We start from the raw sequence: 25,739 nt of genomic DNA, 5'->3' as shown, positions 1-25,739 counted from the left end.
TTTCAACAGAAAAATGATTAAAAGGGGGCTTTTTAGAAAACCAAACCCGAGCCTTGACTGCCATTTTCAACTATTCACTTGACAATTAACTAAACTAAATTCCATAATTGGCAGTCAAGGCAGGGTTTTTGTATTCACAAAAGTGTACCACAACATAGTAACAGTACGATAAGTATTGTTATATTTGTTTAAACCCGATCACTTTTGAAACTGAAAATCAATAAAAGAAAACTCTTTAAGCGTTTTGCAATTACCATTATATCCATACTGGTATTTTTTTCGTTACTAATACTCAGCCTGAGACTTCCTGTTGTTCAGAATTTTATAAAAGACAAACTGGTGGTTTATCTGGAGAAAAAAATCAAAACAAAAGTTAGTCTCGAAAGAGTCTACGTCGGTTTCCCGAACAGTCTTGTGATGGAAAATCTTTATCTTAAAGGTCAGGATATCGACACCCTTTTGGCGGTAAAAAAACTGGATGTCGGTTTAAATATGCTTAAACTCATCAACTCCACCGCAGATATTACCTCTGTAGATCTGGAAGGAGCAAGAGCCAATGTAGTGAGAAAACCCGACGGAAAATTTAACTTCGATTATATTCTGGATGCTTTTGCAACAAGCGATAAGGAAGAAAGCACTTCCAAACCGTTCATTATTTCTTTAGATAAAATCAATCTGAAAGACATCGGCGTTACCTTCAACGATCAGCAATCCAGAAATGATATTCAGCTTTACTTTAAATCTTTTGATACGAGCGTAAAAACCTTTGATCTTCAGAAGAATTCTTATGCCGTCAACGACATCAATTTAGACGGCTTAAAACTGAAACTGAAGCAGGATCTTGTAGAAGAAGTTTCAAAAAAAGTAGAGAAAAAAGTAGATTCCCTGAATAACAAAAAGCCGATGCAGATTGGCTTACGAGGAATTAAACTCACCAATTTCAACATCGATTACGGAGATGACAATACCAAAACTTTCGCTAAAGTTTTATTTAAAGAACTAAGCACGAAAGTGAACAAACTCGATCTGGAAAACAACGCTTACAATGTGGATAATGTGTTTCTTTCCGGAGCCGATATTAACGCCAACTTATATCTTCCTGCAAAAAATGCCAATCCGAAAACGGAGCCGGAAGTTTCAAAAAATTCAGCACAGCAAAAAGCACTCAGCCTTCTTTTAGGAAAATTTGTTTTAAATGATGTAAAAGTCGCCTACAACAATACAGCGATTGCTCCTACCAAACAGGGAATGGATTTCAATCATCTGAATTTTTCCAAGCTGAATCTTGAAGTCAGAAGTTTTAAAATGCAGAACAATACTTTTGCAGGAAACGTAAATTCCGCAGAAATTCAGGAAGCAAGAGGATTGGATATTCAAAAATTCAATACAGATTTTGTATATAATGATAAACAGGCGTACTTAAAAGATCTTTATTTACAGACTCCGAAAACCATTCTTCGCGATGAGGTGGTTTTAAATTACAATTCAATCGAACAGTTGAGTTCTAATTTAGGAGCCGTACAGATTTCAGCCAACATCAAAGATTCCAGAATCGGATTTTCTGATATCCTGAATATTGTTCCGACCTTAAGAAATACCACACCTTTCAACAAATATCCCAACGCGGTTTTAAATATTAATGCCAATGTAAAAGGAAGCGTCAATGATTTATTGATTAATAATCTGAAAATTTCAGGTATCGATCAGCTAAGAGTTGCCGCATCAGGAAGAGTGAAAAATGCAACAAATCCGGATCAGTTGTATTACGATCTGAAAATAGCAGAATTATCTTCATCTGCAAAAACCATTTACAATTTAGTTCCCAAAAATACAATTCCGAAAAATATTTCGCTTCCTTCCAATTTCAGCATCAAAGGAATCGCAAAAGGAACTACGAAAGTAGTTGCAACAGACCTTAACCTCTACTCTACGCTTGGAAATGCTTCCGTTAAGGCAAATGTGGATATGCGCAGAAAAAACAGAGAACTGTATGATGTAAAAGCCAATCTTCAGGGACTTCAGTTGGGGAAAATCATTCAGAATAAAGAAATCGGGGCTATTTCTGCACAGATTTACGCGAAAGGAGAAAGTTTCGATTTTAAAAATGCCAATGCCGATCTTAAAGGTCATGTTGCTTCGGCTGTTTATAAAGGATACCGTTATCAGAACATGAATCTTACCGGAAAAATCCGCCGCGGTGTGTATAATGTTGTTTTAAATTCAAAAGATCCGAATGCGAACATGATGTTAACCGCTTCCGGAGTGTACAACGAAAAAAATCCGACGGTAAAAGTAAACGGAGAAGTCATAAAATTAGACCTCAACAAACTGGGATTCTATAAAGATCCGATGATTCTTGCCGGAAAAATTGACGGAGATTTTTCTAATCTTGATCCCGACAATCTGAACGGTTATCTGAATTTAAAAGACTTTGCTTTTTCTGATACCAAAGAAGTATACCCGATTCAGGAAATGAATTTAAAAGCGTCTTCAACTGCGGATTCCACTAATATTATTTTCAATTCCCAGATTGCAGATGTAGAATTAAAAGGAAAATATAAGCTGACGCAGATTTTCGGAGCTTTATCGAATACAATTAACCAATATTATCAGTTTCAAAAGTCCGGAAAAGCACAGAAAATTCAGGCAGGACAGTTTTTTACCTTCAATGCAAAAATTAAAAATGATGATCTGATCAGAAAATTTGTTCCGGAACTGAAAAGTTTTGAAACGATTAATTTAAATGGAAATTACGACGCAGATTCTCAGAAAATTGAGATCGACGGACAGATTCCGCAGCTTCTTTACGGGGAAAATTCCATTGAAAATGCCACCATAAAAGTAACGAACGAAAATCAGGCTTTACAATATAATCTTTATGTTGCAGGGTTAAAAAGCTCCAGCTTCGCACTGAATAAAGTAGGAATTACAGGGGATGTTGCCAATAATATCATTAATTATAACATCACCACGAAAGACCAGAAAGAAGTTACCCAATTCCTGATTGCCGGAAATGCAAAATCGCTGAACGACATCACGGAAATTTCTCTAAATCCAAATGGTTTAAAATTAAATTATTCTGACTGGACGGTTTCTGAAGGAAATAAAATACTGATCAGCAAAAACGGAATTCTGGCAGATAATTTCAGACTTTCCAACGCAGGAAGCGAAATTGCCTTACAATCTGAAAGCCAGACTCCGAATGCTCCGCTGAATGTTTCTCTGAAGGATTTTAAGATTGAAACCATCACCGAATTAATTAAAAAAGATACGGTTTTGGCAAGAGGAACCATCAACGGAACGGCTCAGCTTAAAAATATTACGAAAAACATGACCTTCACTTCAGATCTCAATGTATCTGATCTGATTGTCTACGGAAATCCTGTCGGAAACCTTGCCGTAAAAGTCAATAATAATGCTCCGAATCTTCTGAATGCGGATATTGCACTTTCCGGAAATAATAATGATGTGAAAATTCTGGGAGATTACAATACTTCTTCCAGCACATTCGATATGAATATGGCGATCAATCAGCTTCAGATGAAATCTGTACAGGGATTCTCGATGAATGCAATTACCAATACGGAAGGCTATCTGTCAGGAAATCTGAAGATTACAGGAACAGCATCCAAACCGAATATTTTAGGTAAAGTAAAATTCAATGATGTAGGTTTGGAAATTGCCAAAACAGGAAGCGATTTCAGAAAACTGAATGACGAAATCAACTTTACCAACCGCGGAATTGAGTTTGATAATTTTAAAATTAACGATAAAGACGGAAACGCGCTTAGAGTGGACGGACAGGTTCTTACGCAGACATACAGAGATTTTGCGTTTAATCTCGATGTAGATGCACAGAATTTCAAAGTAGTGAATTCTGAAAAATCCAACGATGCGATAATGTACGGCGTTCTCTCTATTGATGCAGGATTGCACATCCGCGGAAACTTAGATTTGCCGAAGGTGGACGGAAGACTGGCTGTTGCAGACAACACCGACTTTACTTTTGTGCTTCCGCAGTCTTCTCCTACGCTTCAGGAAAGAGACGGAATTGTAGAATTTATCGATCAGGATCAGGTTGTTTTAAATAAGACCGTAAAAGCAGATTCATTAAATTCCCAGAGTAAAATTAAGGGAATGGACGTTAATGTGAATATTGAGATCAGCAAGAAAGCAAAAATATCTTTACTGATTGACAAAGCCAACGGAGATTTTGTAAAACTTCAGGGGGAGGCAGAATTAACAGGGGGGATCGATCCGTCCGGAAAAACGACACTCGTAGGAGTTTATGAAGTGGAATCCGGAAGTTATGAAATGACGGTAAGCATCCTGAAACGTAAATTTGATATCCAGAAAGGAAGTACGATTACATGGACCGGAGAACCGACAACAGCAAATCTGGATATTACCGCTGTTTATAAAACCGAAGCCGCACCGATTGATCTTGTGGAACAGCAGATCAGCGGAGAACAGGCTTCTACACTCAATCAGTTTAAGCAGAGAATTCCTTTCAGCACACTACTGAAGATGAAAGGAGAACTGCTGAAGCCGGTAATCACTTTTGATATAACCACCGATAAGAAAAATAATGCGGTTTCTTCTACGGTTACAGATATTGTAGATCAGAAACTTTCTCAGCTGAGAACTCAGGAATCTGAAATGAACAAACAGGTTTTTGCCCTTCTTCTTCTCAACAGATTTGTGGGAGAAAATCCTTTCGAATCCGGAGCTGGACTTTCGGGAGAAATGCTGGCAAGACAGAGTGTGAGTAAAATTCTTTCCCAACAGTTAAATAATCTTGCGTCGGATCTTATTAAAGGAGTAGATCTGAATTTTGACCTTGAATCTTCTGAAGATTATTCTACAGGATCTAAAAATACAAGAACAGATTTGAATGTCGGAGTCAGCAAAAAACTGCTGAACGACCGTCTGAAAGTTTCTGTAGGAAGTAATTTTGCACTGGAAGGAGAAGCCCGACAAAATGAAAATATGACGAATATTGCAGGAGACGTAACGGTAGATTACAGCCTTTCCAGAGACGGAAGATATATGCTTAGAGCGTACCGTAAGAATGAATATCAGGTTGCGCTTCAGGGGCAGATCGTGGAAACAGGCGTAGGATTTATCATTACACTGGATTATGACAAATTCAGAGAAATTTTTCAGAAATCTAAAAACAGGAACCGAAGGAATCCAGAAAAAACCAACAAAACCAAGCGGTAGAATTTAAGTAAATGAAAAAAAGTTATCATACCTATTTTAAATTTTTAATCACCTGCGGAATGGCTTCTGCAACACTTTCCTGCAGCAATACACGATTTCTGAAGCAAGGACAGATGCTTTACACAGGAGCGGAAGTGAAGATTGAAAACGACACTTTGCCGAAAAAGGAAAAGAAAGATCTTCAGAGCGCACTTCAGGATAAGCTGACTCCCAAACCGAACTCTTCATTTTTAGGATTAAGACCTAAACTGTATTTTTATAATATTGCCAAAGAACCGAAAAAAGAAAAAGGCTTCAATTACTGGCTGAAATATAAAGTGGGAGAAAAACCTGTTTTGCTGGGAGATGTAGACCGCGAATTCAATAAAGACATCATTGTTAATTATTCTGAAAACAAAGGATATTTCAATGCAAGAGCTACGTATGACACGGTTTCCAAAAATAAAAAAGCCAAAGTAATTTATACTTTGAAACCAGGAGCAAGATACCTGATCAGCAATGTAAAATTCCAGAAAGATTCTTCACTGGTGAATCAGGAAATCCAGAACCTGAAAGACTACACGCTTTTGAAGCAGGGAAATCCTTTTGATCTTGATGTGATAAAATCTGAAAGAGAAAGAATAGATAACCGTCTGAAAGAAAGAGGATTCTATTATTTCCATCCCGATAATCTTATTGTTCAGGCAGACAGTACAGTAAGCAAAAATCACAAGGTGGAACTGAATGTGAAGCTGAAGGATAATACTCCGGATCTGTCTACGCAACAATTCAGCATTGATAAAGTAATTGTTTTCCCGAATTATAGTATTCAGGATGTGAAACAGGGAAAATATTCGATCCCGATGAACACAGATTCGCTTCAGAAATATGAACACGGCGACATTTATGTTATTGATCCTCAGAATAAATTTAAACCAAAAATTTTCGACAGAGCATTATATTTTAAAAAAGGAGATCTGTACAACAGAACGAATCATAATCTTACGCTGAACAGACTCATCAGTCTTGGTGTCTTCAAATTTGTGAAAAATGAATTTATTGTTTCCGATTCTTTACAACATAAATTTGACACGTATTATCTTCTGACTCCGAGAGAGCTTCAGTCGCTTCGTCTGGAAGCTTTGGGAAGAACCAATTCTGCAAACTACGCCGGAAGTGAAGTGAATCTTAACTGGACCCACCGTAATTTTTTCCGCGGCGCCGAACAGTTTAAAGCTTCTGTTTACGGTGCTTTTGATTTCCAGATCGGAGGTCCGGAAAACGCGAAAAATATTTTCAGAACGGGAGCCAATGCGCAACTTTCAATTCCGAGGATTGTTGCGCCTTTCAGGTTTAATTCTTCGAGCGCATTTGTTCCGAGAACCAATATTTCGGTTGGCTACGAATTCCAGAACAGAACAGAATATTATTCCCTGAATACTTTTACGGGATCTTTCGGGTACAACTGGAAAGAAAATGCAAGAAAAGAGCATGATCTGAAGATTTTTGACATCACCTATGTTTCTCCGGCAAATATTACACCTCTTTACGATTCAATTTCAAGGAATAACGATGCTTTAGCCAGAGTGGTAAAACCTCAGTTGATATTCGGACCGATTTATTCCTATACGTATACCAACACGATGCTCCAGAAGCCGAATACTTTTTATTATAAAGGAACTTTGGATCTTGCAGGAAATTTAACCGGTTTGATTACGGGAGCGAATGTTGAAAAAGATAAAGAAAGAAAAATTTTCGGCGTTCCGTTCAGTCAGTTTGCCAAAATTGAGAATGATTTCAGGTTCTATCATAAATTCAATGAAAAAACTTCTTTGGCGACGAGAGCCATTGCGGGAGTTGCCTATCCTTACGGAAATTCGGAGTATATTCCTTTTTCCAGACAGTTTTTCTCCGGAGGAAGCAACAGTGTGAGAGCCTTCCGTGCAAGAACTTTAGGACCGGGAAGCTTTGATCCGAGAACCATTAAGCCCGGCTATTATTTTGATCAGTCGGGAGATGTAAAACTTGAACTGAATGCGGAATACAGAGCCAATTTGTATAAATTTTTAAATGTTGCCGTGTTTGCCGATGCCGGAAACGTATGGCTGATTAATGATGATCCTCAAAGACCGGGAGCGAAATTTTCTAAAGAATTTTTAAGCGAAATGGCTGTAGGCGCAGGTTTTGGTCTGAGACTTGATTTCTCTATACTGATCCTGAGACTGGATCTAGCAATGCCATTGCGCGTTCCTTATTATGAAAGGGGTGAAAGATGGACATTTGATAAAATTAATTTCGGAGATTCGAGCTGGAGAAAAGATAATCTTATCCTGAATATCGCCATCGGATATCCTTTCTAAACACCACCATCAATGATCGAACAATTAAAATTTTTCTGGGAAACATTAAAAGAATCATTCAGACAATGGAATAATTCTTCGGCTTCAAGTGATGCCGCAAGTCTTGCCTATTACGCTATTTTTTCAATTCCCGGGCTTTTAATTATCATCATCTGGATTGCAGGATATTTCTTTGGAGAGGAGGCAATTCGCGGCGAAATCACGAATCAGATCAGCGGAATCATGGGAAAAGATGTTGCAAAAAGCATTCAGGACATGATTGCAGGGGCATTAATTGACAGAGAAAATATTTTTATGAAAGCTGTGGGAGTCGGTTCCTTGGTTTTCGGTTCCACTACTCTTTTCTTTCAGCTTCAGCACTCGCTTAATAATTTGTGGGATGTTCAGGCAACTCCGCAGAAAGCATTCGTTAAATTTTTACTGGACAGAGCCAACTCTTTGGGAATGATCCTGATTATCGGTTTTTTACTGATGATCACAATGGTACTTTCTTCAATGATCAGTATCCTGAATAACTGGATTACGAATTATTTTGGTCTGGAAACCTATCTGATTGTTCAGTTGGTGAATTTTGTGATCGGTTTTGCCATTGTCATGTTGCTTTTTGCATTGATGTTTAAAATTCTTCCTGATGTAAGAATGCGTTGGAAACCGGTGTGGAACGGAGCTTTTCTAACGGCAATATTGTTTACTCTGGGTAAATTTTTACTGAGTCTTTATTTCGGAACTACGAAACCTACTTCCGCTTTCGGAGCTGCAGGAACCGTGATTCTGATCATGATGTGGATTAATTATTCCTGTATGCTGATTTTCTTTGGCGCGGAATACACGAAAGTTTACGCCTATAAAAAAGGATATACGATTTTACCCTCTAAACACGCAAAATGGAGTGATGCCAAATTATATGAAGACAGTCTAAAAGAGAAAATGAATGCTGAAAAAGCTTAAAATGATAAAATAAAAAACCTCCAGAGCGTTCTGAAGGTTTTATTTTTACATTCTGTTTACGGTTTTTATTCCGAGTAAACCTAATGATTTTTTTATGGTTTTTGCCGTAAGATCTGATAAATTCAATCGGAACTGTTTCAGATTTTCGTCTTCCTGACTGATAATCGGATTGCTCTGATAGAATGAATTATAAGATTTAACCAAATCATACACATAATTGGCAATGAACGCCGGACTTAATAATTCGGCAGCTTTCTCTACCGTGCCTTTGTAGTTTGCTAAAAGCATAATCAGTTCCTTTTCATATTCATTCAAAACCAGATCTGAAGTTGCTTTAAATTCAAAATGAGCTTTAGACAAAACGGATTGTATACGTGCATAAGTATATAAAACGAAAGGTCCTGTATTCCCTGCAAATTCTACACTTTCATCCGGATTGAACAGCATTTTTTTCTTAGGATCTACTTTCAGCATGAAATATTTTAACGCAGCCTGCCCGATAATTTCGTAAGAAGCTTCTTTCTCTTCGTCGGTAAGACCTTCCAGTTTTCCTAGTTCAGTGGTAATTGCTTTAGCTTCCTTGTACATTTCCTGCATTAAATCATCTGCATCTACTACGGTTCCTTCACGGGATTTCATTTTTCCGTTCGGAAGTTCCACCATCCCGTAAGATAAATGATACAGCTGATCTGCCCATGAATATCCTAATTTTCCTAAAATTTTAAATAAAACCTGAAAATGATAATCCTGCTCGTTTCCAACGGTGTAAATCAGTTTCTGAATATCATTCTGCTTGAAACGCTCTACCGCAGTTCCCAAATCCTGAGTCATATACACGGAAGTTCCATCTGAACGAAGCAGTAATTTCTGATCCAGACCTTCGTCGGTAAGATCGCACCATACCGAACCATCTTCTTTCTGATACAGCACTTCTTTATCCAAACCTTCCTGAATCAAATCTTTTCCTAAAATATAGGTATTGCTTTCATACTGAACCTGATCGAAATCCACTCCCAATCTGTTGTATGTTTCGTTGAATCCTTTGTAAACCCAAGAGTTCATCTCGTTCCAGAGGTTTCTTACTTTTTCGTCACCGTTTTCCCAATCCAGAAGCATTTGTTGCGCTTCTTTCATGATTTCGGTTACCGGTTTACAGATCTCTTTCAGGTTGGACTTTTCAGCTTCAAGTTTGCCTTCAACTTCCAATACTTCCTTAAAAATATTCTGAAAAACTTTGGTCTGAGATTTAATGGTTTCCAGCTCTTTTTCGTCAGAAATATTTTCTTCCTTATTCTTTTTGGAAATGATTTCTTCCACCTTTTTAGGAACAGCAGAAATCAAAGAATCATTATTTAAAGCTTCTTCAAACTGTTTTTCGAACTCTTCATGCAATGCAGAAAGTTCAGAGAGATCAACTGTCTGAAGCAATTCTTTTCTCTTAGCTTCAAGAGTATTTATTTTTTCGTTTAATGCTTTAACTTCCTCTTTTTTAGGAGTGTCAAACTGATCAAATTTATTTATTCTGAAATCATTGAAGATAATATTGGTCTGATTTTTCAATTCCTTATCAAACTCTACATAATATTTTCCTACGAAATGATCTCCTTTTGTATTGGTAGATTCAGGAGTTTCATTTTTCCCGAACTTTTCCCAAGCAAGCATAGATTTACAGATATGAATTCCTCTGTCGTTAATGATCTGCGTTTTAATGACATCATATCCCGCTTCTTTCAAGATCTGAGCAACGGAAAAACCTAATAAATTATTTCTTACGTGTCCTAAGTGAAGCGGCTTATTGGTATTGGGAGAAGAATATTCTACCATTACCGTAGCATTTTTACTTTCTACAGTATCGAAATCATTATAAGCAGATGTAAAATTGTCTACAAAAAACTGATTTCTGATTTTAATATTCAGGAAACCTTTTACCACATTAAAACTTTCCAGTAAATCGGTCTGTTCTGTTAAAGCTTCTCCTAACTCTACCCCGATAAGTTCCGGCTTTTTCTTTAACTGCTTCACCAAAGGAAACGTTACAATTGTAAAATCTCCTTCAAATTCTGTTTTGTTTTCCTGAACTTCCAGCGTAATGTCTTTCAACTGAAACACATTTAAAATAACCTCCGAAAGTTTTTCTTCTATTATATTTTTAATATTCATTGTCTGTTATTTAAAAAACGAATGAGTCTTTTTTCTGCTCTGCAAATATACGGAAATAAAAAAACCGCCCGAAGGCGGTTGACTTTTGTATATTAATATATTTTTTAATTATCCCACCAGACAGGAGCATATAAATCTCCTACAACTGTAGCATTAGTGTTCAAAGTTCGTTCAGATTTTGGAGTAATTAATCTAAGAGGAATTTTCTTTGACTGACTACTTTGATTAGGTGTCAGGGCAGGAAAGCCTGTTCTTCTCCAATCGTTATACGGCTCCATAGTCGTAAACAATGCAATATACTTCTGAGTAATAATATTTTGTAAGGTGACAGCTGCTGATGCTGTATTTGCAAATGTTGGATTATCTGCTCCCGTAACATCTACTAAAGAAGCGCTTACAGCAGCTTTCAATGCCGCCTGAGCAGCCGTTGTATTTCCTAATCTGAACTGAGCTTCTGCCTCTATAAATTTAATTTCACTATAACTAAATATTACATTGGGCGTACTTGCATTTCCAGAAAAATAATTTCCAAATGGTGAAGCATCAGTATCAGCATCTTCTGGAGCAGAACCTGAATAACCTGGTGGATTATGACTATCTAATCCTACAAAATATGCAAGTCTTGGATCATTGTTATTTTTAAGAATATCTACAAAATATTTTCCCATAGACATGTAACCTGCTCTTTGGTTATTAAAACCATACCAAAGATTCTGATTATTCCCTCCGTCAAAAGTTGCCACTAAATTATCACTTTTGGAAGTAAATGAGTTTTGAAGATAGTTTAATGCTTTCTGTGCAGCAACTGTACTTCCGTCTCTCTGTGTTAATCTTAAAGCATATCTTGCTTTTAATGCATACGCCAGCTTGTTCCATTTCGCTATATCTCCCCCATAAAAGATATCATTAGAAGAAGGTAAATACTTATTCGCACTTTGAGGTTTAGCAAAATCTGCAATTGCAATATCTAAATAAGACTGAATTTGAGAAATAACCTGTTGTTGAGTTTCATATTTAGGATTCAGGTTATTATTGCCTTGAAATGCCTGTGAAAACGGAACATCTCCCCAAGCATCGGTTGCATACCCCACATTCATAGCTAATAATACTCTTGCAACGCCATCATAATAGGGATTCTGAGCTCCAAATTGTGTAATAATCTGATTTAAATTAACTCCTGCCTGATAGATGTTGGTCCAATCTGTCTCAACATCCGTTTCTGTTATAAAATAATTGGTATAATCTAATGACTGGAACTGATTTCCGTTTGTATGCTGTGTAAATAAACTCAAAGTTCTAGGAAGATTGCCCGTAGAATTAATAATAGTTCCTATTTCGCCCCCTGTTAATAAAGTAGTAGGAGTAGATAATTCCGTAGGACTATTGGGATTATCGTTAAACGTATCTATTTCGTGTTGGCAAGAATTTAAACTGAGTAGAGCAAACATCGCACTACCTATTATATATGTAAACTTTTTCATAATTAAAATCCGAATTTAAATGTAAAATAATAGCTTCTGGTATTTGGATTATTAAAATAATCGAAGCCCTGTGTATTGGATGCTGAACCAGCAAAGGAGTTTTCAGGATCTATCCCCTTATAATTAGTAATAAGGAAAAGATTTCTGGCGCTTAAACTTAGTTCTGCATTCTTTACAAATGATAAGCCCATAGATTGTGAAAAAACTTTACTTAAATTGTAACTTAAGCTAACATCTCTTAATCTTAACCAGTTAATATCTTTCTCAACTGCTGTTTCATTGGCACTACCTGAACCATCTCCCAAATAACTAACATAATACGTTTTATTGGAAATAGCTATATTATTTGGTGTACCGTCTTCTAAAACACCTGGTATTATGTATGTTCCCGTTCTATTATCTGCTGAAGCCTGCGTCATTCCTAATCTATTCAGTCTTGCTAAAGTACCATTCCAAATATCTCCACCTTTTCTAAAGTCTAATAAGAAACTTAATGATATATTTTTATATCTGAAATTATTTCTGAATCCGCCAGTCCAATCAGGATTAGGATTTCCGATTAACTGAGATTCAGAATTTAAAATAGGAAGACCATTAGAGCCAATTATTAAATTACCATTGTTATCTTTCTTGTATGAAGAACCATAAAAAATGCCCAGAGGCTGTCCCAAAGATATGGTTGGTGTTAGATTACCACTAAAGTAATCATTGCCCATAGCAGAATTATTTTGAACACCATTTAGATCTGTCACCTTATTTCTGTTAAGAGACCAATTTAGTGTAAAGTCCCAACCAAAATTTTCATTTTTTAGAATATCATAACCAAGACTTAGCTCTAGCCCTTTATTTTCTACTGTCGGTCCATTGGTATAATAACTTGAATATCCTGAAGAAGGTGCTATAGGAAGACGTATTAGCAAATCATAATTAGTAGACTTATAAGCACTAGCATTAAAATGAAGTCTTTTGAACATCTCCAACTCTAAACCAATTTCAAACTCTTTATTATGTTCTGGTTTTAAATTAGAATTTCTCAGCATTGTAGAAAAACCATAGGCTCCTACACTATTATATGGAGAAGTCAGTTGTGGACCAAATGAATCCGTAAAAAGAGGTGTTGTGTATGGGGTAATTACATTATAGGAGAGTGGTGCTGCATAGGTACTTGCATACGACGCTCTAATTTTTCCTAAATTTACCCAATCCGGCAATCCTAGTGTTTTGTTAAATAGCCAAGAAGCTGACAAAGATGGATAAAAATAGGAATTATTTGCTTTTGGTAAAGCTGAATTCCAATCGTTTCTAGCTGTTGCCGTTAAATAAAACTGATCATAAAAACCAAATTCTAATGATCCGAAAATCCCCCTTCTGATCTGTTTATAGTCACTGTTTTGAGCAGTAAATGTAGAGAAATTACTAAGATTATACTGATTAATTTCAAGCATTGTTGATCCTATACTGTACTGATCATTAAAAAAAGTAGAATTAATCTGACCACCAATATTATAATTCATATTGATATGTTCTGTAATATCAACCAAACCATTGAAAATTAAGTCAAAATTGTATAAACTTTTGGTAAAAGTATCTATAATAACCTGCCCGGATCTGTCCCCCGTAGTATTTCCATTACTAGAAAATGAATAATTTTGCTGTGCGTGAGTAGTAAAGGTATCCACGCCTGCTCTAATAGTTGCATTTAGCCATTTGCTGTAATTGTAATTGACATGTCCATTAAAAATTACTCGATTGGTTTCATCTTTATACGGATTATTGTAAACAGTATAAAATGGATTGTCGTATGCTGCAAAATAATTCTTATTATATCCTTGTGGCGTTTGATAATCTCTTACGTCATAAGTAGACGGCATTCTTAACAAAGAAAGCATTATACCAGACAAATTACTTCCTTTTTGAGCTCTAACTCCAGTGGTATTACTATAAAGAAAATCTGCTCCTGCTTTTAATTTATCTGTAAATTTATATTCGCTATTAATGTTGAAAGATGTTTTTTTCAGACTGGTATTTGGAACAATCCCTGTCTGATCCAAATGGCCAAATGAAGCTCTGAAATTACCATTTTCTCCGCCTCCTGAAAGTGCTAAATTATAGTTATTAGTAACTCCGGTTTTATAAAAATTTTTAACATTATCATAAGATTTCAAACCTGGAACACTTGAAATTAATGGTCCCCAAGACTGATTGGTACCTGATGTTAAAGCCAACCCATCTGCTCCGTATTGAGCCGGAGCAATATAGGTAACACCATTAGTACCTGCTGCATAAGTCTTTTGAAGATCAATCATATTACTCAATTCGTCATAACCTACAGTAGTCGAAAAATCTACACCAATACCTTTTCTTTTTTTTCCTTTTTTAGAAACATAAATGATAACTCCATTTCTGGCTCCTTCACCGTATAATGCAGCGGCTGCACCTCCTTTTAGTACAGTTACACTTTCAATATCATCAGGATTAATATCAACCGCTCTGTTAGAATCATCAACACCTCCGATATTAGTTCCGGATCCTGCATTATTATTGTATGAGTTATCTATAATCTGTCCATCCAGCACAATTATAGGCTGGCTGCTAAGTTCTAGTGATTTCTGTCCTCTGATAACAATTCTACTTGATGCCCCAGGAGTACCTGCCGTTCCGGTTACCTGTACACCTGCAACTTTTCCTGCTAATCCTTGAATTACGTTTGCTTCGCCAGACTTTTGCAAATCTCCACCTCCAATCTGGGACGTTGCATATCCTAAAGCTTTTTTCTCTCTTTTAATACCGAGTGCAGTTACAACCACACCTTCAATTTCCTGTGTTCTTACTGTATCACTCTTCTTCTTCTGAGCCATAGTTACAGCTAGAGATGAAGACAAAACAAGAACAAGAACACCTGCCGTCAGTTTTTTCATATCACATTATATTTACTTATCACAAATTTGTATAATTTTATGATTAATACAAAACAATATGCCAGAAATTTAACAAAAACACATATAAAACAATTAATAATCTATAAAAAATCAACAAAATATGTTAAAAAAACTAAAATTAACAAATTTTATACAGTTTTAACATATTAAAGCTTTCTTAGATTCAAAAATCAAACTGGTATAAATCGAACACAAATAAAAATAAAAATTAAACTCATTAAATCTGATAAACAACAACTTACATAAAATAAAAACGCATTTATCTCTTTTTATAAAGATTAAATACGATGTTTCGCATACATTTTATTGATGAGGAAACTAAAATTTTAACACTTAAAAATAAAAAAACCGCCCGAAGGCGGTTTTTAGATATTATTTCAAATAGATTAGTTTCTATTCCAGAAAGGAGTAAATTGATTTTTCACAAAAACATCTGCTTGGTTTACAACCGGTACATTTGCACTGTTTGTGTTATATTCTCTAGAAGGATATACTAATCTCCACGGCTTGTTCGGCTGAGTAGCCGTAAGAGCTAAAGGAGTTACAGGATAACCTGTTTTTAAATAGTTGATGTAAGTTTCCTGTGGTTTGATGAAGTGTAAAGCAACCATTCTTTGATATTGAATTGCTGCAATATGACCATCAGATCCATTCCATCCATAAGGTTTAGTAGACAAAGAAGTCGTATAAGCAGTTGCCTGTGCAGCCGTTAAACCAAAGAATCTAAATGATGATACGATTGCTTGATTATAATGACCAACTGCATTTGTAAAGATTGCTGGATACAATTCTGCTGCTTCAGCTTGCAACAATTCAGACTCTGCAACACTCATTACTACTCCATCAATATTAGAATTGTCGACAAATGCAGTACCTTGAGCGTTAATCTGACGGAACTTCCAACCTAATCGTGAAAAAGAAGCTTCTGTCGTTCCAGGAATCTGACCATCACCTTGAGTAATACCTCTAATAGTACCACCAACAGCTCGGTACATACTTCCACGACGAGTATCAGTAGTTCCTGTAGTTTTAGCATTAGCTCCATTTAATAAACCTGCAAAGTGACTTGAAATATCAATAAGTCTATATCCTTGAATATTCTCAGTTTGCTGATCAAAATTTAAATAAGCATAATTTCTGATTAATGGATTTTGCTGTGCAGCAGTACCACTACCATAACCTGGATTAATTGTAGCATCTCCATCAGTTTCAGATAAGAATTGTGCTCCTTGTAAAGACTGAAGTTGAGCCGTTACAAAAGCTTTTATAGTAGCATCTGTAACTTTTGACTGTCTAAGTAATAATCTCAGCTTAATTGTATTAGCTAGTTTTACCCATTTAGTCATATCACCTGCAAAAATTTCATCTTCTGTACCTACCGCAAATTGAGGATTACCAGTATTAATGCTAGTGATCGCATCATTGATCATCAATACTAAATTCTTGTAAATATCCTCACCCTTATCATACTTTGGAGTAAGATTCGCATCACGCTTGAATGCATCAGAGAAAGGAGCGTCTCCAAAAAAATCTACAATATACTGCATTTCATTTGCCATTAAAATCTTCGCAATCGCAGCGTGATTAGAGTACTGAGCAGCTTGTGGATTATTATAAATATTCGCATATCTACTCATTGCTATATAACTATTATTCCAAAAGTTATTTCCTCTGGTAAATGCTGAAGTTACCTGTAACTGATATTCAGCACTATAAGGAGAAGCAAAATAATAAATATTTCCAGCCCAGTTATTCATCCACACGTTGGATAATTCGAAAATATCTCCTACCTGCACATTATAGTTAGAAGTTTGAGCTGCACTTAAATATAAATTTGGAGTTACAGCCTCAACGCTAGGGTCGTTCGGCGAAATGTTATCATCAAGCTTACAAGAAGCAACTGATAATGCTGCTAACGCTATAAAAATATATTTTTTCATTGTAATAAAATTAATTAGTGAGTGAATTAGAAAGTGATACTGATATTACCTCCATAAGTTCTTAGGTTAGGATACTGTGTAGCTGCATTTCCAATAAAACCAGCATAAGCACCATTTCCATCAAATCCTGTTTCAGGATCATCATAATTTCTGTTTTCTTTTGCAAATTTAATGAATGGATTTCTAGCTTGGAATCCAATAGTAAGCTCATTAATTTTAGAATTCCCTAATATCTTTTTATCAAATGTATAAGAAATAGCAATTTCACGAACTTTAAACGCTGTAGCATCCATTACAAAATTTTCACCTACAGAATTATAAGTAGCTCCTCCATAATGTTCTGATAAAGCTAATGTAGGATTATAATTAGCACTATTAGGATTATTGTAAGTAGTTGCAAAAATAGGAACACTCGTGTTCGCAACGTAAGCACCATTCTGTAAGTATACAGAATTCGGTATTACATAAGGTTTTGTTCTATCAAAAGCTGCAGATTCTTCAAGCTGACCTGAGAATGCCATCGAATTTTTAGTACCTGAATAGAATACGTGTCCTGTACGGTAATCAGCTGTTGCAGATAATGTAAAGCCTTTTACTTTTAATGAAGTTGTAAGACCTAAAATATATTTAGGTGTATTTCTTCCCAAAACGCTAAGCTGAGAATTAACCTGAGGTAAACCTGTAGCAGCATTTACAACGATTCTTCCTTGATCATCTCGAACGTAAGTTGTTCCTTTAATTACTCCAAATTTCTCACCTTCAACAGCAAAAATACCTACAGAAGAAGAAGAAAGTAGAGCAATCTCTTTTGCACCATCAGCCAATTTAGTAACTTTACTATAGCCACTTGTAAAGTTAGCTCCAATATCCCAACGTATATTTTTATTTTTGATTGGAACAAAATTAATATTCATCTCAATACCTCTTCCTTCCATATCTCCAACATTTCTCCATTGTCCACTTAAACCTGTTGTACTAGATGTTGTTTGAAAAGTAATAAGATCGTCTGTTTTACTTTTATATACTGCTCCATCAAAAGTAATTCTATCATTGAATAATCCAAATGATAACCCTACTTCGGCTCTAGTCGTAAATTCAGGATTTAATGAACGATCTGTTACACTTGTTTGTGGCTGATAACTAATATATCCACTACCAGCATATGGATATCCACCACCTACAGTAGCAACTGGATATAACTGATAATTCCCAATAGCTGAAATTCCTCCTGTTCTTTCTAATGCTGCATTAACCTTCAAATAATTCAAAATTTTACCTCCAAAATCAAATGCTTTTGTCGGAATAAATGAAAGTGAAGCTGATGGGAAGAAATAAGAGAAATCATTATTTACAGATAATTGTTTTAAACTTGAGTTCATCTCATATCTTCCTGCAGCGTTGAAGAATAAGTATTTTTTGTAAGATAAATCGATATTTCCTAAAAACGCATGAACATTCGTGTGGAATTTTCTATTATTTAAAGTACTTGGCTGCGCCGGATTAGATAGATTTGGAATAGTATATAATCCCGGAATCAATAAACCTGTACCTCCAGCTTGGCTGTTTGTAGTTCTTCTGTCCTGATAGTTATGACCTACTGTAATATCTAAATTTAAATCCGTTGCGATATCATAATTTAAATTTAAAGTTAAATCTCCATAATAGTTCTGTTGATTTACATTTGATTGAAAATAACTCGACTGAACATTAGGGAAAATTCCATCGTAAATTGGAGCTACTACATAACCATCATTATAATTACTGCTTTCAGCATTATTAAAGCTCATGTTACCACGATATGATAAATTAATATGATCGTCAAACTTATAAGCAGCTGCACCAATTAGATTAAAATAATTCTGAATGGAATTAGATCTTATATGCTTTTGTCTAAAATATGGACTAGTATAATAAATATTCCAACCATATGCATTGTCTGAATAATCTTTAAACTTCTCAATTGGAATATCTGACGCACTCTGAAGTAAGTCATGGTAAATTGTTGCATCAGCCTGAGAAGTTTTAGTTCTGATATAATTAATTTGACCGTCAAAAGACCATTTATTGATTTTGGTACCTCCTTTCATTAAAACGGAGTATCTACTTAATTTATCATTAGCCACAATAAATTCTTTCTCTAAACTTCCAAGAGTTAAACCAAAATACCCATTATTGTTACCTGTAGATACCGATAAAGTATTTTGGAAAATTGTACCCGTTTGGAAAAAATCTCTTACATTATCTTTACCATAAGGTGCAAAAGTTGACATAATTGAAGCTCCTTCATCACCAGTAGGATTATTGTCATTTGGATTCACTGTGATAAAACCATCTCCATCAAAATCATATAAAGGAACACCATATGGCTGCATTGTTCCTGCATATGCAGGATCATTGAATGCAGGACCCCATGCTCCATTTTCTACATTAACTTTTTTACCAAACCATCCTTGTCCATAGCTTCTTTGTCTTTTTGGTAAGAAAGCGACTGTTTCGAAATCTACAGAAGAGTTATAATTAATTCTTAATCCTCCGCTCGCAGTACCTCTTTTCGTAGTCACTACTACTACCCCATTAATACCCTGAGAACCATATATTGCTGCTCCACCGGCACCTTTTATAATATTTACAGATTCTATCAAATCAGGAGGTAGCTGAGCCAAAATGTTAGCACTAGAAATAACGTTATCGATAACAACTAAAGCTTCTTGGCTACCAGTAATTGTCGTAGGAGTTCTGATTACAATACTTTGAGATGAATTTACACTACTGTTTGTCTGATTAATTCTTACACCAGAAGCCTTACCTGCAATAGCACTGATTGCATTCGGGTTATTAGCAGCTTTTAACTGCTGATTGCTAATAATTTGCTGAGCTGTAGTAACTTCATCTTTTACTTTCAATCTTCCAGTTACTGGCTGAACGAAAACAACTTCTTCAATGTTTTGTGTTTTAATAGTATCTCTATTTCCTCTATTTTGGGCGTTAGCAACCGCAAAAGAAGATGATAAAACTACCAGTAGAACACTTGCTGTTAATTTCTTCATATTTAAATTGATTATTTTTTATTATTTGCAAATATGTAAAACTTTCTTAAAGTAACCAAATATTTTGTTAAAAATCTTTAATATTGCATGATTTTACTTGGGTGAAATAGCGAAAATTATGGATTTAATAAAAAAATGGTCGATTTTTTATGTTGAGGCAGGTTGCGATGAAGTGGGTCGAGGCTGTTTATCCGGACCTGTGGTCGCTGCTGCAGTAATTTTAGATGAGAATTTTAACCAAAATTTGGTTAACGATTCTAAAAAGTTAAATTTTAAGACTAGAATGGATCTTGACAGTTATATCAAAGATAATGTAAAAGATTACGCAATTGCAGAACTTTCTCCTGCTTTTATAGACCAGCACAATATACTGAATGCAAGTATTCATGCAATGCATCAGGCTTTGGATAAACTAATCATCAGACCGGAGCTGATTTTAGTAGACGGGAATAGATTTCATCCATACAATTTTATTCCTCATGAATGTATTATCAAAGGAGATTCTAAAGTATTATCAATTGCTGCGGCTTCTATTTTGGCAAAAAATTACAGAGACAAATTAATGATTGAGCTTCATGAAGAGCATCCTGAATACGGTTGGAACACAAACTTTGGCTATGCTACTAAAAAACATCAGGAAGCGCTGATAAAATTCGGGCCGACAAAATATCACAGGCAGTCTTTCAGGTTGAAATATGACTAATATTAAGGATTTAAAATAAAAGGTAATGTACTGAAAAATAGTTGGTGAAATTCAGGATATATTTTAATAAATTATGGATGTTAATCCGAAGAGGACAAAAGCACTGGTGGAGATCAACTTTTCAGCAATAGGATTAATGTTCAAAACGATAGTTTTAAGGTGAGGTTTCCCTCACCTTTTCGTTTATTATCGGATGAACCTTATGGCTAAAAAAACTCTATTTTTCGTTAGAAAAATAAATATACCATTTGATGAAATTGATTCGGTTTTTCAATGTGAGACCTCTGTGCAGGTCGAGATGATTTTTTAAATGGCTGAAATATCCCTCAATACCATTGGTTGTTTTAGGAATATTGGGATTTTCCAGATAATGAAACATATTGGGCAATGCCCGTTTTATAGTAAAATACGATCGTCTGAGAAGCTTGTGGGTATACCAGTATCTTTCGGTTTCAAGATTAATTGTTTTTTCATTAATATAATCCTGATGTCTCAAATACCAGTCGTTGAGTTCATTTTTCCACCAGATTTTATCGTTTTGTGTTTTAATTTTCAGTAATAATAAAACGTGTTTTCGAAGTTCCTGACCGGCAATGTGTTTAGGAAACTTTGTGAGCCAGATCAGGCACATTCTCTGAATATGAACCAGACATCTCTGAGTAATGATGTCTCCATCAGATTTATTTATGGCTTTCAAAACGCTTTTATGTCCATCTGTAGTAATGCTTTCCAGCTTTACGCCCAGCCGTAAAAGATTGTTTAAATCTTCCCTGATTTCTTCATAATGTTCTCCATCGGTAAAACGGATAAGCTGTGTATATCCATCAAAATCATCCTGATAAGCAATTAAACAGAACTGAGCAAAATAAGTTGCATCCATTCTTAAATTCACCTTTTCCCGTTTGATGATCTTTAAGGTAGGAGACTGCTCTAAAATGGTATAAAATGTTTTCTGCAAAGTATCTTTCGAATAACCGCTGTCTCTGCAAAGCGTTTTGTAGGTCTGCCTTTCCAATACCCATTTTTTGAACCAGATAAAACGATTTTTAATTCTCTGCTCCGTTCTGTTTTGAGTAAATAAAATCCCGCAATTTTTACATTTAAATCTTTGCTTTCCCCCTTGTTTTCCCCAACGAATTACCTCCAGGCTTGAACAAGACCAACAACGTTTTTTTGCCATTTTTCAGACAAAGAAAAAGTTTTATGAAACACGTTTCATAAAACTTCCTCCAAGCAGCCTAACAATGAGGTTTTGATAGAATTCTACCAACTATTTTTCAGTATTATGCCAAATAAAAAAGAGAGGCAAAATTTAAATTTACCTCTCTTTTTTTATTCTCAGAAATTTTATTTCTTTTTCTTCTGCTGCTCCTGATATTTTTGCTGCTCCTGAGCTTTCTCCATCATTTCTCTCATTCTCTTCTGGAACTTCCCTTCTGTTTTCGGCTTTTCTTTATTCGCCTGAATCTGCGCATGGATTTTCTTTTCATCGAGAATTACATATTTAATCACAAGGATTATTAAGATGTTAATCGCATTCGAAACAAAATAATACCATGAAAGACCGGATGCTGAAGTATTCAGGAAGAATAAGAAGGTAACCGGGAAGATGTACATTAAGACCTTCATATTAGGCATTCCTTCCTGTTGCGGCTGTTGCATATTTCCTGAAGTCATTACAGTATAAATTAAAATCACAACAGTACAGGCCAAAGCAAAAATACTTAAATGATCTCCCAAGAAAGGCACTTTAAATGGCAATTTAATTAAATCATCATAAGCCGTTAAATCTTTTGCAAACCAGAATCCTTTACCTCTTAAATCTATAAAATTCGGAAAGAAACGGAATAATGCATAGAAAATAGGAATCTGCACCAACGCCGGCAAACATCCCGCCATCTGATTAACTCCGGCTTTTCGATAGACCTCCATTGTAGCCTGCTGTTTTTTCATCGGATCTGCATCCTTAAATTTGGCATTCACCTCATCAATTTCCGGACGGATTACTCTCATCATTGCACTTAACTTGTGCTGTTTGTACATAATCGGCGATAAGATTAATTTAACCAAGATGGTCAGTAAAAAAATTGCCCAACCTGCAGTTAATCCCCAAGATGCGATAAAGTTATAGATAGGAATAAAGAACCCTCTGTTCATCCATCCGATGAAAGACCATCCTAAAGGAAGAATTTCATCAAAGTTTTTATCATATGTTTTTAATAATGGTAAATCCAAAGGCATGAAATACCATGTGAAATCCTGATTCAGCTCACTTCCTGTCATCTGAACAAAACCTTCATAGTTTAATTTTTTCAGATATTCTCCTTCTTCAATGGCTTCCTGATTTCCTTTACTTTGGGTAAACCCTGTTTTAGATTCAATCACAGAAGCAAAAAACTGCTGTTTAACCCCGATCCAATTAAGCGTCTCTTTATCCTCAGTCATCGTTGTTCTTCCATCATAATCATAGTCTTTATAATTATTGAAAGCATATGAGAATTCCGAGTGAGACTGTTCCTGCGCTCTACCCTTTTCCAAGTTTCTTACGCTGTAATCCCAAATGAAGTCTGCCTTATTGTCGGAAGTAATTTTAGCAAGCCCCTGAGTTCTTACTTTAAAATCTAAAGCATACTGATCTTTCAGTTCTGCTTTTGGATTACTGTTTAATGAATATACAAACTGAATAACTGCGCCATTGTAATTCGCCGTTAAGGTTGCAACATTTCCATTGACAACAGGAGCAAAAACTAAATCTTTAGTATTAATAATTTTCCCCGTCTTGTCTTTAAACTGAAAACCGTAGTTGGAGTTGTTTTTTGTAATCAGGTAAAGCGGAAGATCCGCATTATCCGTTTTATGATCGTATGCTTTGTATTTTGCAAGTTCCACTTTAGAAACCTGCCCTCCTAAACTGTTAAATTCAATTTTCAATTCATTGTTTGCAAGCGTAGCCGTCTGAATTGAGCCGGGAGTTACATTTGGATTGATATTGGTTGCCTGAGTCTGTTTTACGGCATTTTTGGCCTGTTCAGTTTTCTGCTGCTGAGCTTTTACTGCGTCTTCCTTTGATTGCTTGTTTTGGAAATAAAACATGAAACCAAAAAGAACTAAGCATAAAACCGCAAAACTAATAATCTGACTTTTATCGAGTCCGTTGTTCTGTTGCATTTTATTTTAATTAAAATTTTACCTATTAAATAATATATAGTTAACGCTATACATTTTCGAGTCGACAAAAATACTGTTTTTTTATCAAAACTCTATGCTATAATATATTACTATATAATAAACTCAGGCTGAGAATAATCAGTCTGAGTTTATTTATGACGTTTGTAATTTTTAAATTACTTTATTTTGAAGTACATGCTTTAATAAAAGCTCTGAATAAAGGATGCGGTGTTGCAACCGTACTCTTGTATTCAGGGTGATACTGAACTCCTACATAAAAAGGATGATCCGGCATTTCCAACGCTTCCACCAATCCGGTTTCAGGGTTTGTTCCTGTCGCTAGGAAACCGTTTTTCTCGAATTCTCCAATGTAATCACTGTTGAATTCATATCTGTGACGGTGTCTTTCCGTGATATTTTTTGCTCCGTAGATTTCGTTTAATTTAGAACCGTTTTTCAAAGAACATTTCCATGCTCCAAGACGCATGGTTCCGCCTTTATCTACTACATTTTTCTGTTCTTCCATCAAAGAAATTACAGGATGTTCTGTAGAAGTATCGAATTCCATAGAGTTCGCTTTAGTATACCCTAAAACATTTCTGGCGAATTCGATCGTCATGATCTGCATTCCCAGACAAATTCCCAACATCGGTATTTTATTTTCTCTTGCGTATTGAGCCGTAAGAACTTTTCCTTCAATTCCCCTGTCGCCAAAACCCGGTGCAACTAAAATTCCGCTAACTCCGGATAAAGTTTCTTTAATATTTTCAGAAGTTAAATCTCCACTATAAACCCATCTTACTTTCACTTCCGTTTCAAGATCTGCTCCGGCATGTTTGAAAGCCTCAGCAATGGAAATATAAGAGTCCTGAAGAGAAACATACTTTCCAACCAACGCAATTTCAATAGATTTTTTAGGATTCTGGAATTTTTTAAGGAATGATTTCCAGTCTTTAAGATCCGCTTCTTTATCACTTTTCAGATCCAATTCTTTAAGAACCACATCATCAAAGTTTTGTTTCTGAAGGTACATTGGAACCTCATAGATTGTATCTAAATCTTTACATTCAATTACATTATCTAAAGGAACGTTACAGAACTGAGCCAGTTTCGCTTTCTGGTCTTTAGGGATCTTATGTTCCGTACGACAAACCAAAACATCCGCCATAATTCCGCTCTCCATCAACTGACGAACAGAATGCTGAGAAGGTTTTGTTTTTAATTCTCCGCTTGAAGCCAGATAAGGCAACAAAGTAAGGTGAATTACCATAGAATTTTTCTCACCCAACTCCCATTTTAACTGACGAACCGTTTCAATGTAAGGTAAAGATTCTATATCTCCCACAGTTCCGCCGATCTCCGTAATAATGATATCGTAGTTCTGTTTGGATAAGATTTTAATTCTGCGTTTGATTTCGTTCGTAATATGAGGAATTACCTGAACTGTTTTTCCAAGGAAGTCTCCTTTTCTTTCCTTTTCGATTACCGTCTGGTAAATTTTTCCTGTTGTAACGTTGTTGTTTTGGGAAGTCGGCGCATCAAGATAACGCTCATAGTGTCCTAAATCCAGATCCGTCTCCGCGCCATCTTCGGTTACGTAGCATTCTCCGTGTTCATAAGGATTCAAAGTTCCCGGATCAATATTAATATAAGGATCAAGCTTTTGAATAGTTACGTTGAAGCCACGCGATTTTAGTAGAAGTCCAAGAGAAGCTGAAACGATTCCCTTTCCCAAAGATGAAGTTACACCTCCTGTCACAAAGATGTACTTTGTATTCTTTTTACTCATTA

Annotated in this window: 12 protein-coding genes; 4 read left to right on the top strand and 8 right to left on the bottom strand. The window is 35.6% G+C overall.

The features are described from left to right. The first annotated feature begins 204 nt into the window (after nt 1-204). From AC52CF_RS02780 to AC52CF_RS02770, 3 genes are read left to right on the top strand one after another with little or no spacing between them, the layout of a single operon-like run. The gene (locus tag AC52CF_RS02780) at nt 205-5,223 is read left to right on the top strand and encodes a translocation/assembly module TamB domain-containing protein (RefSeq protein WP_496517820.1); all 5,019 of its coding nucleotides are present in this window, start codon (nt 205-207) and stop codon (nt 5,221-5,223) included. Between the two features lie 11 nt (nt 5,224-5,234). Next, entirely contained in the window at nt 5,235-7,562 is a 2,328-nt protein-coding gene (gene tamL, locus AC52CF_RS02775; protein WP_290264742.1) for a translocation and assembly module lipoprotein TamL, read from the top strand. 12 nt (nt 7,563-7,574) lie between these two features. Further along, on the top strand, nt 7,575-8,510 hold the full coding sequence (locus AC52CF_RS02770) for a YihY/virulence factor BrkB family protein (RefSeq protein ID WP_214590882.1): 936 nt from the start codon (nt 7,575-7,577) through the stop codon (nt 8,508-8,510). A 45-nt stretch (nt 8,511-8,555) separates the two neighbouring features. On the opposite strand, the gene argS is transcribed toward AC52CF_RS02770, so the two are convergent. From argS to AC52CF_RS02745, 5 genes are all read right to left on the bottom strand, one after another. Continuing rightward, nucleotides 8,556-10,670, bottom strand: coding sequence for an arginine--tRNA ligase (gene argS, locus AC52CF_RS02765; RefSeq protein ID WP_214590883.1), 2,115 nt, complete (start codon nt 10,668-10,670; stop codon nt 8,556-8,558). A 104-nt stretch (nt 10,671-10,774) separates the two neighbouring features. Beyond that, nucleotides 10,775-12,151 (bottom strand): SusD/RagB family nutrient-binding outer membrane lipoprotein, encoded by a 1,377-nt coding sequence (locus AC52CF_RS02760; protein WP_214590884.1) that lies wholly within the window; start codon nt 12,149-12,151, stop codon nt 10,775-10,777. Nucleotides 12,152-12,153: 2 nt separating this feature from the next. Continuing rightward, nucleotides 12,154-15,069, bottom strand: a complete 2,916-nt coding sequence (locus tag AC52CF_RS02755) for a SusC/RagA family TonB-linked outer membrane protein (RefSeq protein ID WP_214590885.1) — start codon at nt 15,067-15,069, stop codon at nt 12,154-12,156. A 407-nt stretch (nt 15,070-15,476) separates the two neighbouring features. After that, the gene (locus AC52CF_RS02750; RefSeq protein WP_214590886.1) at nt 15,477-17,030 is read right to left on the bottom strand and encodes a SusD/RagB family nutrient-binding outer membrane lipoprotein; all 1,554 of its coding nucleotides are present in this window, start codon (nt 17,028-17,030) and stop codon (nt 15,477-15,479) included. A 26-nt stretch (nt 17,031-17,056) separates the two neighbouring features. After that, the gene (locus AC52CF_RS02745; RefSeq protein WP_214590887.1) at nt 17,057-20,077 is read right to left on the bottom strand and encodes a SusC/RagA family TonB-linked outer membrane protein; all 3,021 of its coding nucleotides are present in this window, start codon (nt 20,075-20,077) and stop codon (nt 17,057-17,059) included. Nucleotides 20,078-20,195: 118 nt separating this feature from the next. On the opposite strand from AC52CF_RS02745, the gene rnhB reads away from it, so the two are divergent. Beyond that, a complete protein-coding gene (gene rnhB, locus AC52CF_RS02740; RefSeq protein WP_214590888.1) occupies nt 20,196-20,780 on the top strand; it encodes a ribonuclease HII in 585 nt (194 codons plus the stop codon). Between the two features lie 217 nt (nt 20,781-20,997). Here the strand turns inward: rnhB and AC52CF_RS02735 are convergent, their stop codons facing one another. From AC52CF_RS02735 to pyrG, 3 genes are all read right to left on the bottom strand, one after another. Beyond that, the gene (locus tag AC52CF_RS02735; RefSeq protein ID WP_496517329.1) at nt 20,998-21,960 is read right to left on the bottom strand and encodes an IS256 family transposase, variant Zn-binding type; all 963 of its coding nucleotides are present in this window, start codon (nt 21,958-21,960) and stop codon (nt 20,998-21,000) included. 167 nt (nt 21,961-22,127) lie between these two features. Beyond that, entirely contained in the window at nt 22,128-23,948 is a 1,821-nt protein-coding gene (gene yidC, locus AC52CF_RS02730; RefSeq protein ID WP_375181725.1) for a membrane protein insertase YidC, read from the bottom strand. Between the two features lie 181 nt (nt 23,949-24,129). Next, nucleotides 24,130-25,737 (bottom strand): CTP synthase, encoded by a 1,608-nt coding sequence (gene pyrG, locus AC52CF_RS02725; protein WP_375181724.1) that lies wholly within the window; start codon nt 25,735-25,737, stop codon nt 24,130-24,132. Nucleotides 25,738-25,739 lie beyond the last annotated feature (2 nt).

The sequence above is a fragment of the Chryseobacterium sp. 2P genome (assembly GCF_059579425.1).
Note: the sequence above shows the minus strand (reverse complement) of the source record. Positions and strands in the feature narration are given on the sequence as shown.

What these genes read in the sequence shown, in the direction of transcription:
- tamL (WP_290264742.1), top strand. Translation starts at nt 5,235, where the DNA reads ATGAAAAAAAGTTATCATACCTATTTTAAATTTTTAATCACCTGCGGA.
- AC52CF_RS02770 (WP_214590882.1), top strand. Translation starts at nt 7,575, where the DNA reads ATGATCGAACAATTAAAATTTTTCTGGGAAACATTAAAAGAATCATTC.
- argS (WP_214590883.1), bottom strand. Translation starts at nt 10,670, where the DNA reads ATGAATATTAAAAATATAATAGAAGAAAAACTTTCGGAGGTTATTTTA.
- AC52CF_RS02760 (WP_214590884.1), bottom strand. Translation starts at nt 12,151, where the DNA reads ATGAAAAAGTTTACATATATAATAGGTAGTGCGATGTTTGCTCTACTC.
- AC52CF_RS02755 (WP_214590885.1), bottom strand. Translation starts at nt 15,069, where the DNA reads ATGAAAAAACTGACGGCAGGTGTTCTTGTTCTTGTTTTGTCTTCATCT.
- AC52CF_RS02750 (WP_214590886.1), bottom strand. Translation starts at nt 17,030, where the DNA reads ATGAAAAAATATATTTTTATAGCGTTAGCAGCATTATCAGTTGCTTCT.
- AC52CF_RS02745 (WP_214590887.1), bottom strand. Translation starts at nt 20,077, where the DNA reads ATGAAGAAATTAACAGCAAGTGTTCTACTGGTAGTTTTATCATCTTCT.
- rnhB (WP_214590888.1), top strand. Translation starts at nt 20,196, where the DNA reads ATGGATTTAATAAAAAAATGGTCGATTTTTTATGTTGAGGCAGGTTGC.
- AC52CF_RS02735 (WP_496517329.1), bottom strand. Translation starts at nt 21,960, where the DNA reads ATGGCAAAAAAACGTTGTTGGTCTTGTTCAAGCCTGGAGGTAATTCGT.
- yidC (WP_375181725.1), bottom strand. Translation starts at nt 23,948, where the DNA reads ATGCAACAGAACAACGGACTCGATAAAAGTCAGATTATTAGTTTTGCG.
- pyrG (WP_375181724.1), bottom strand. Translation starts at nt 25,737, where the DNA reads ATGAGTAAAAAGAATACAAAGTACATCTTTGTGACAGGAGGTGTAACT.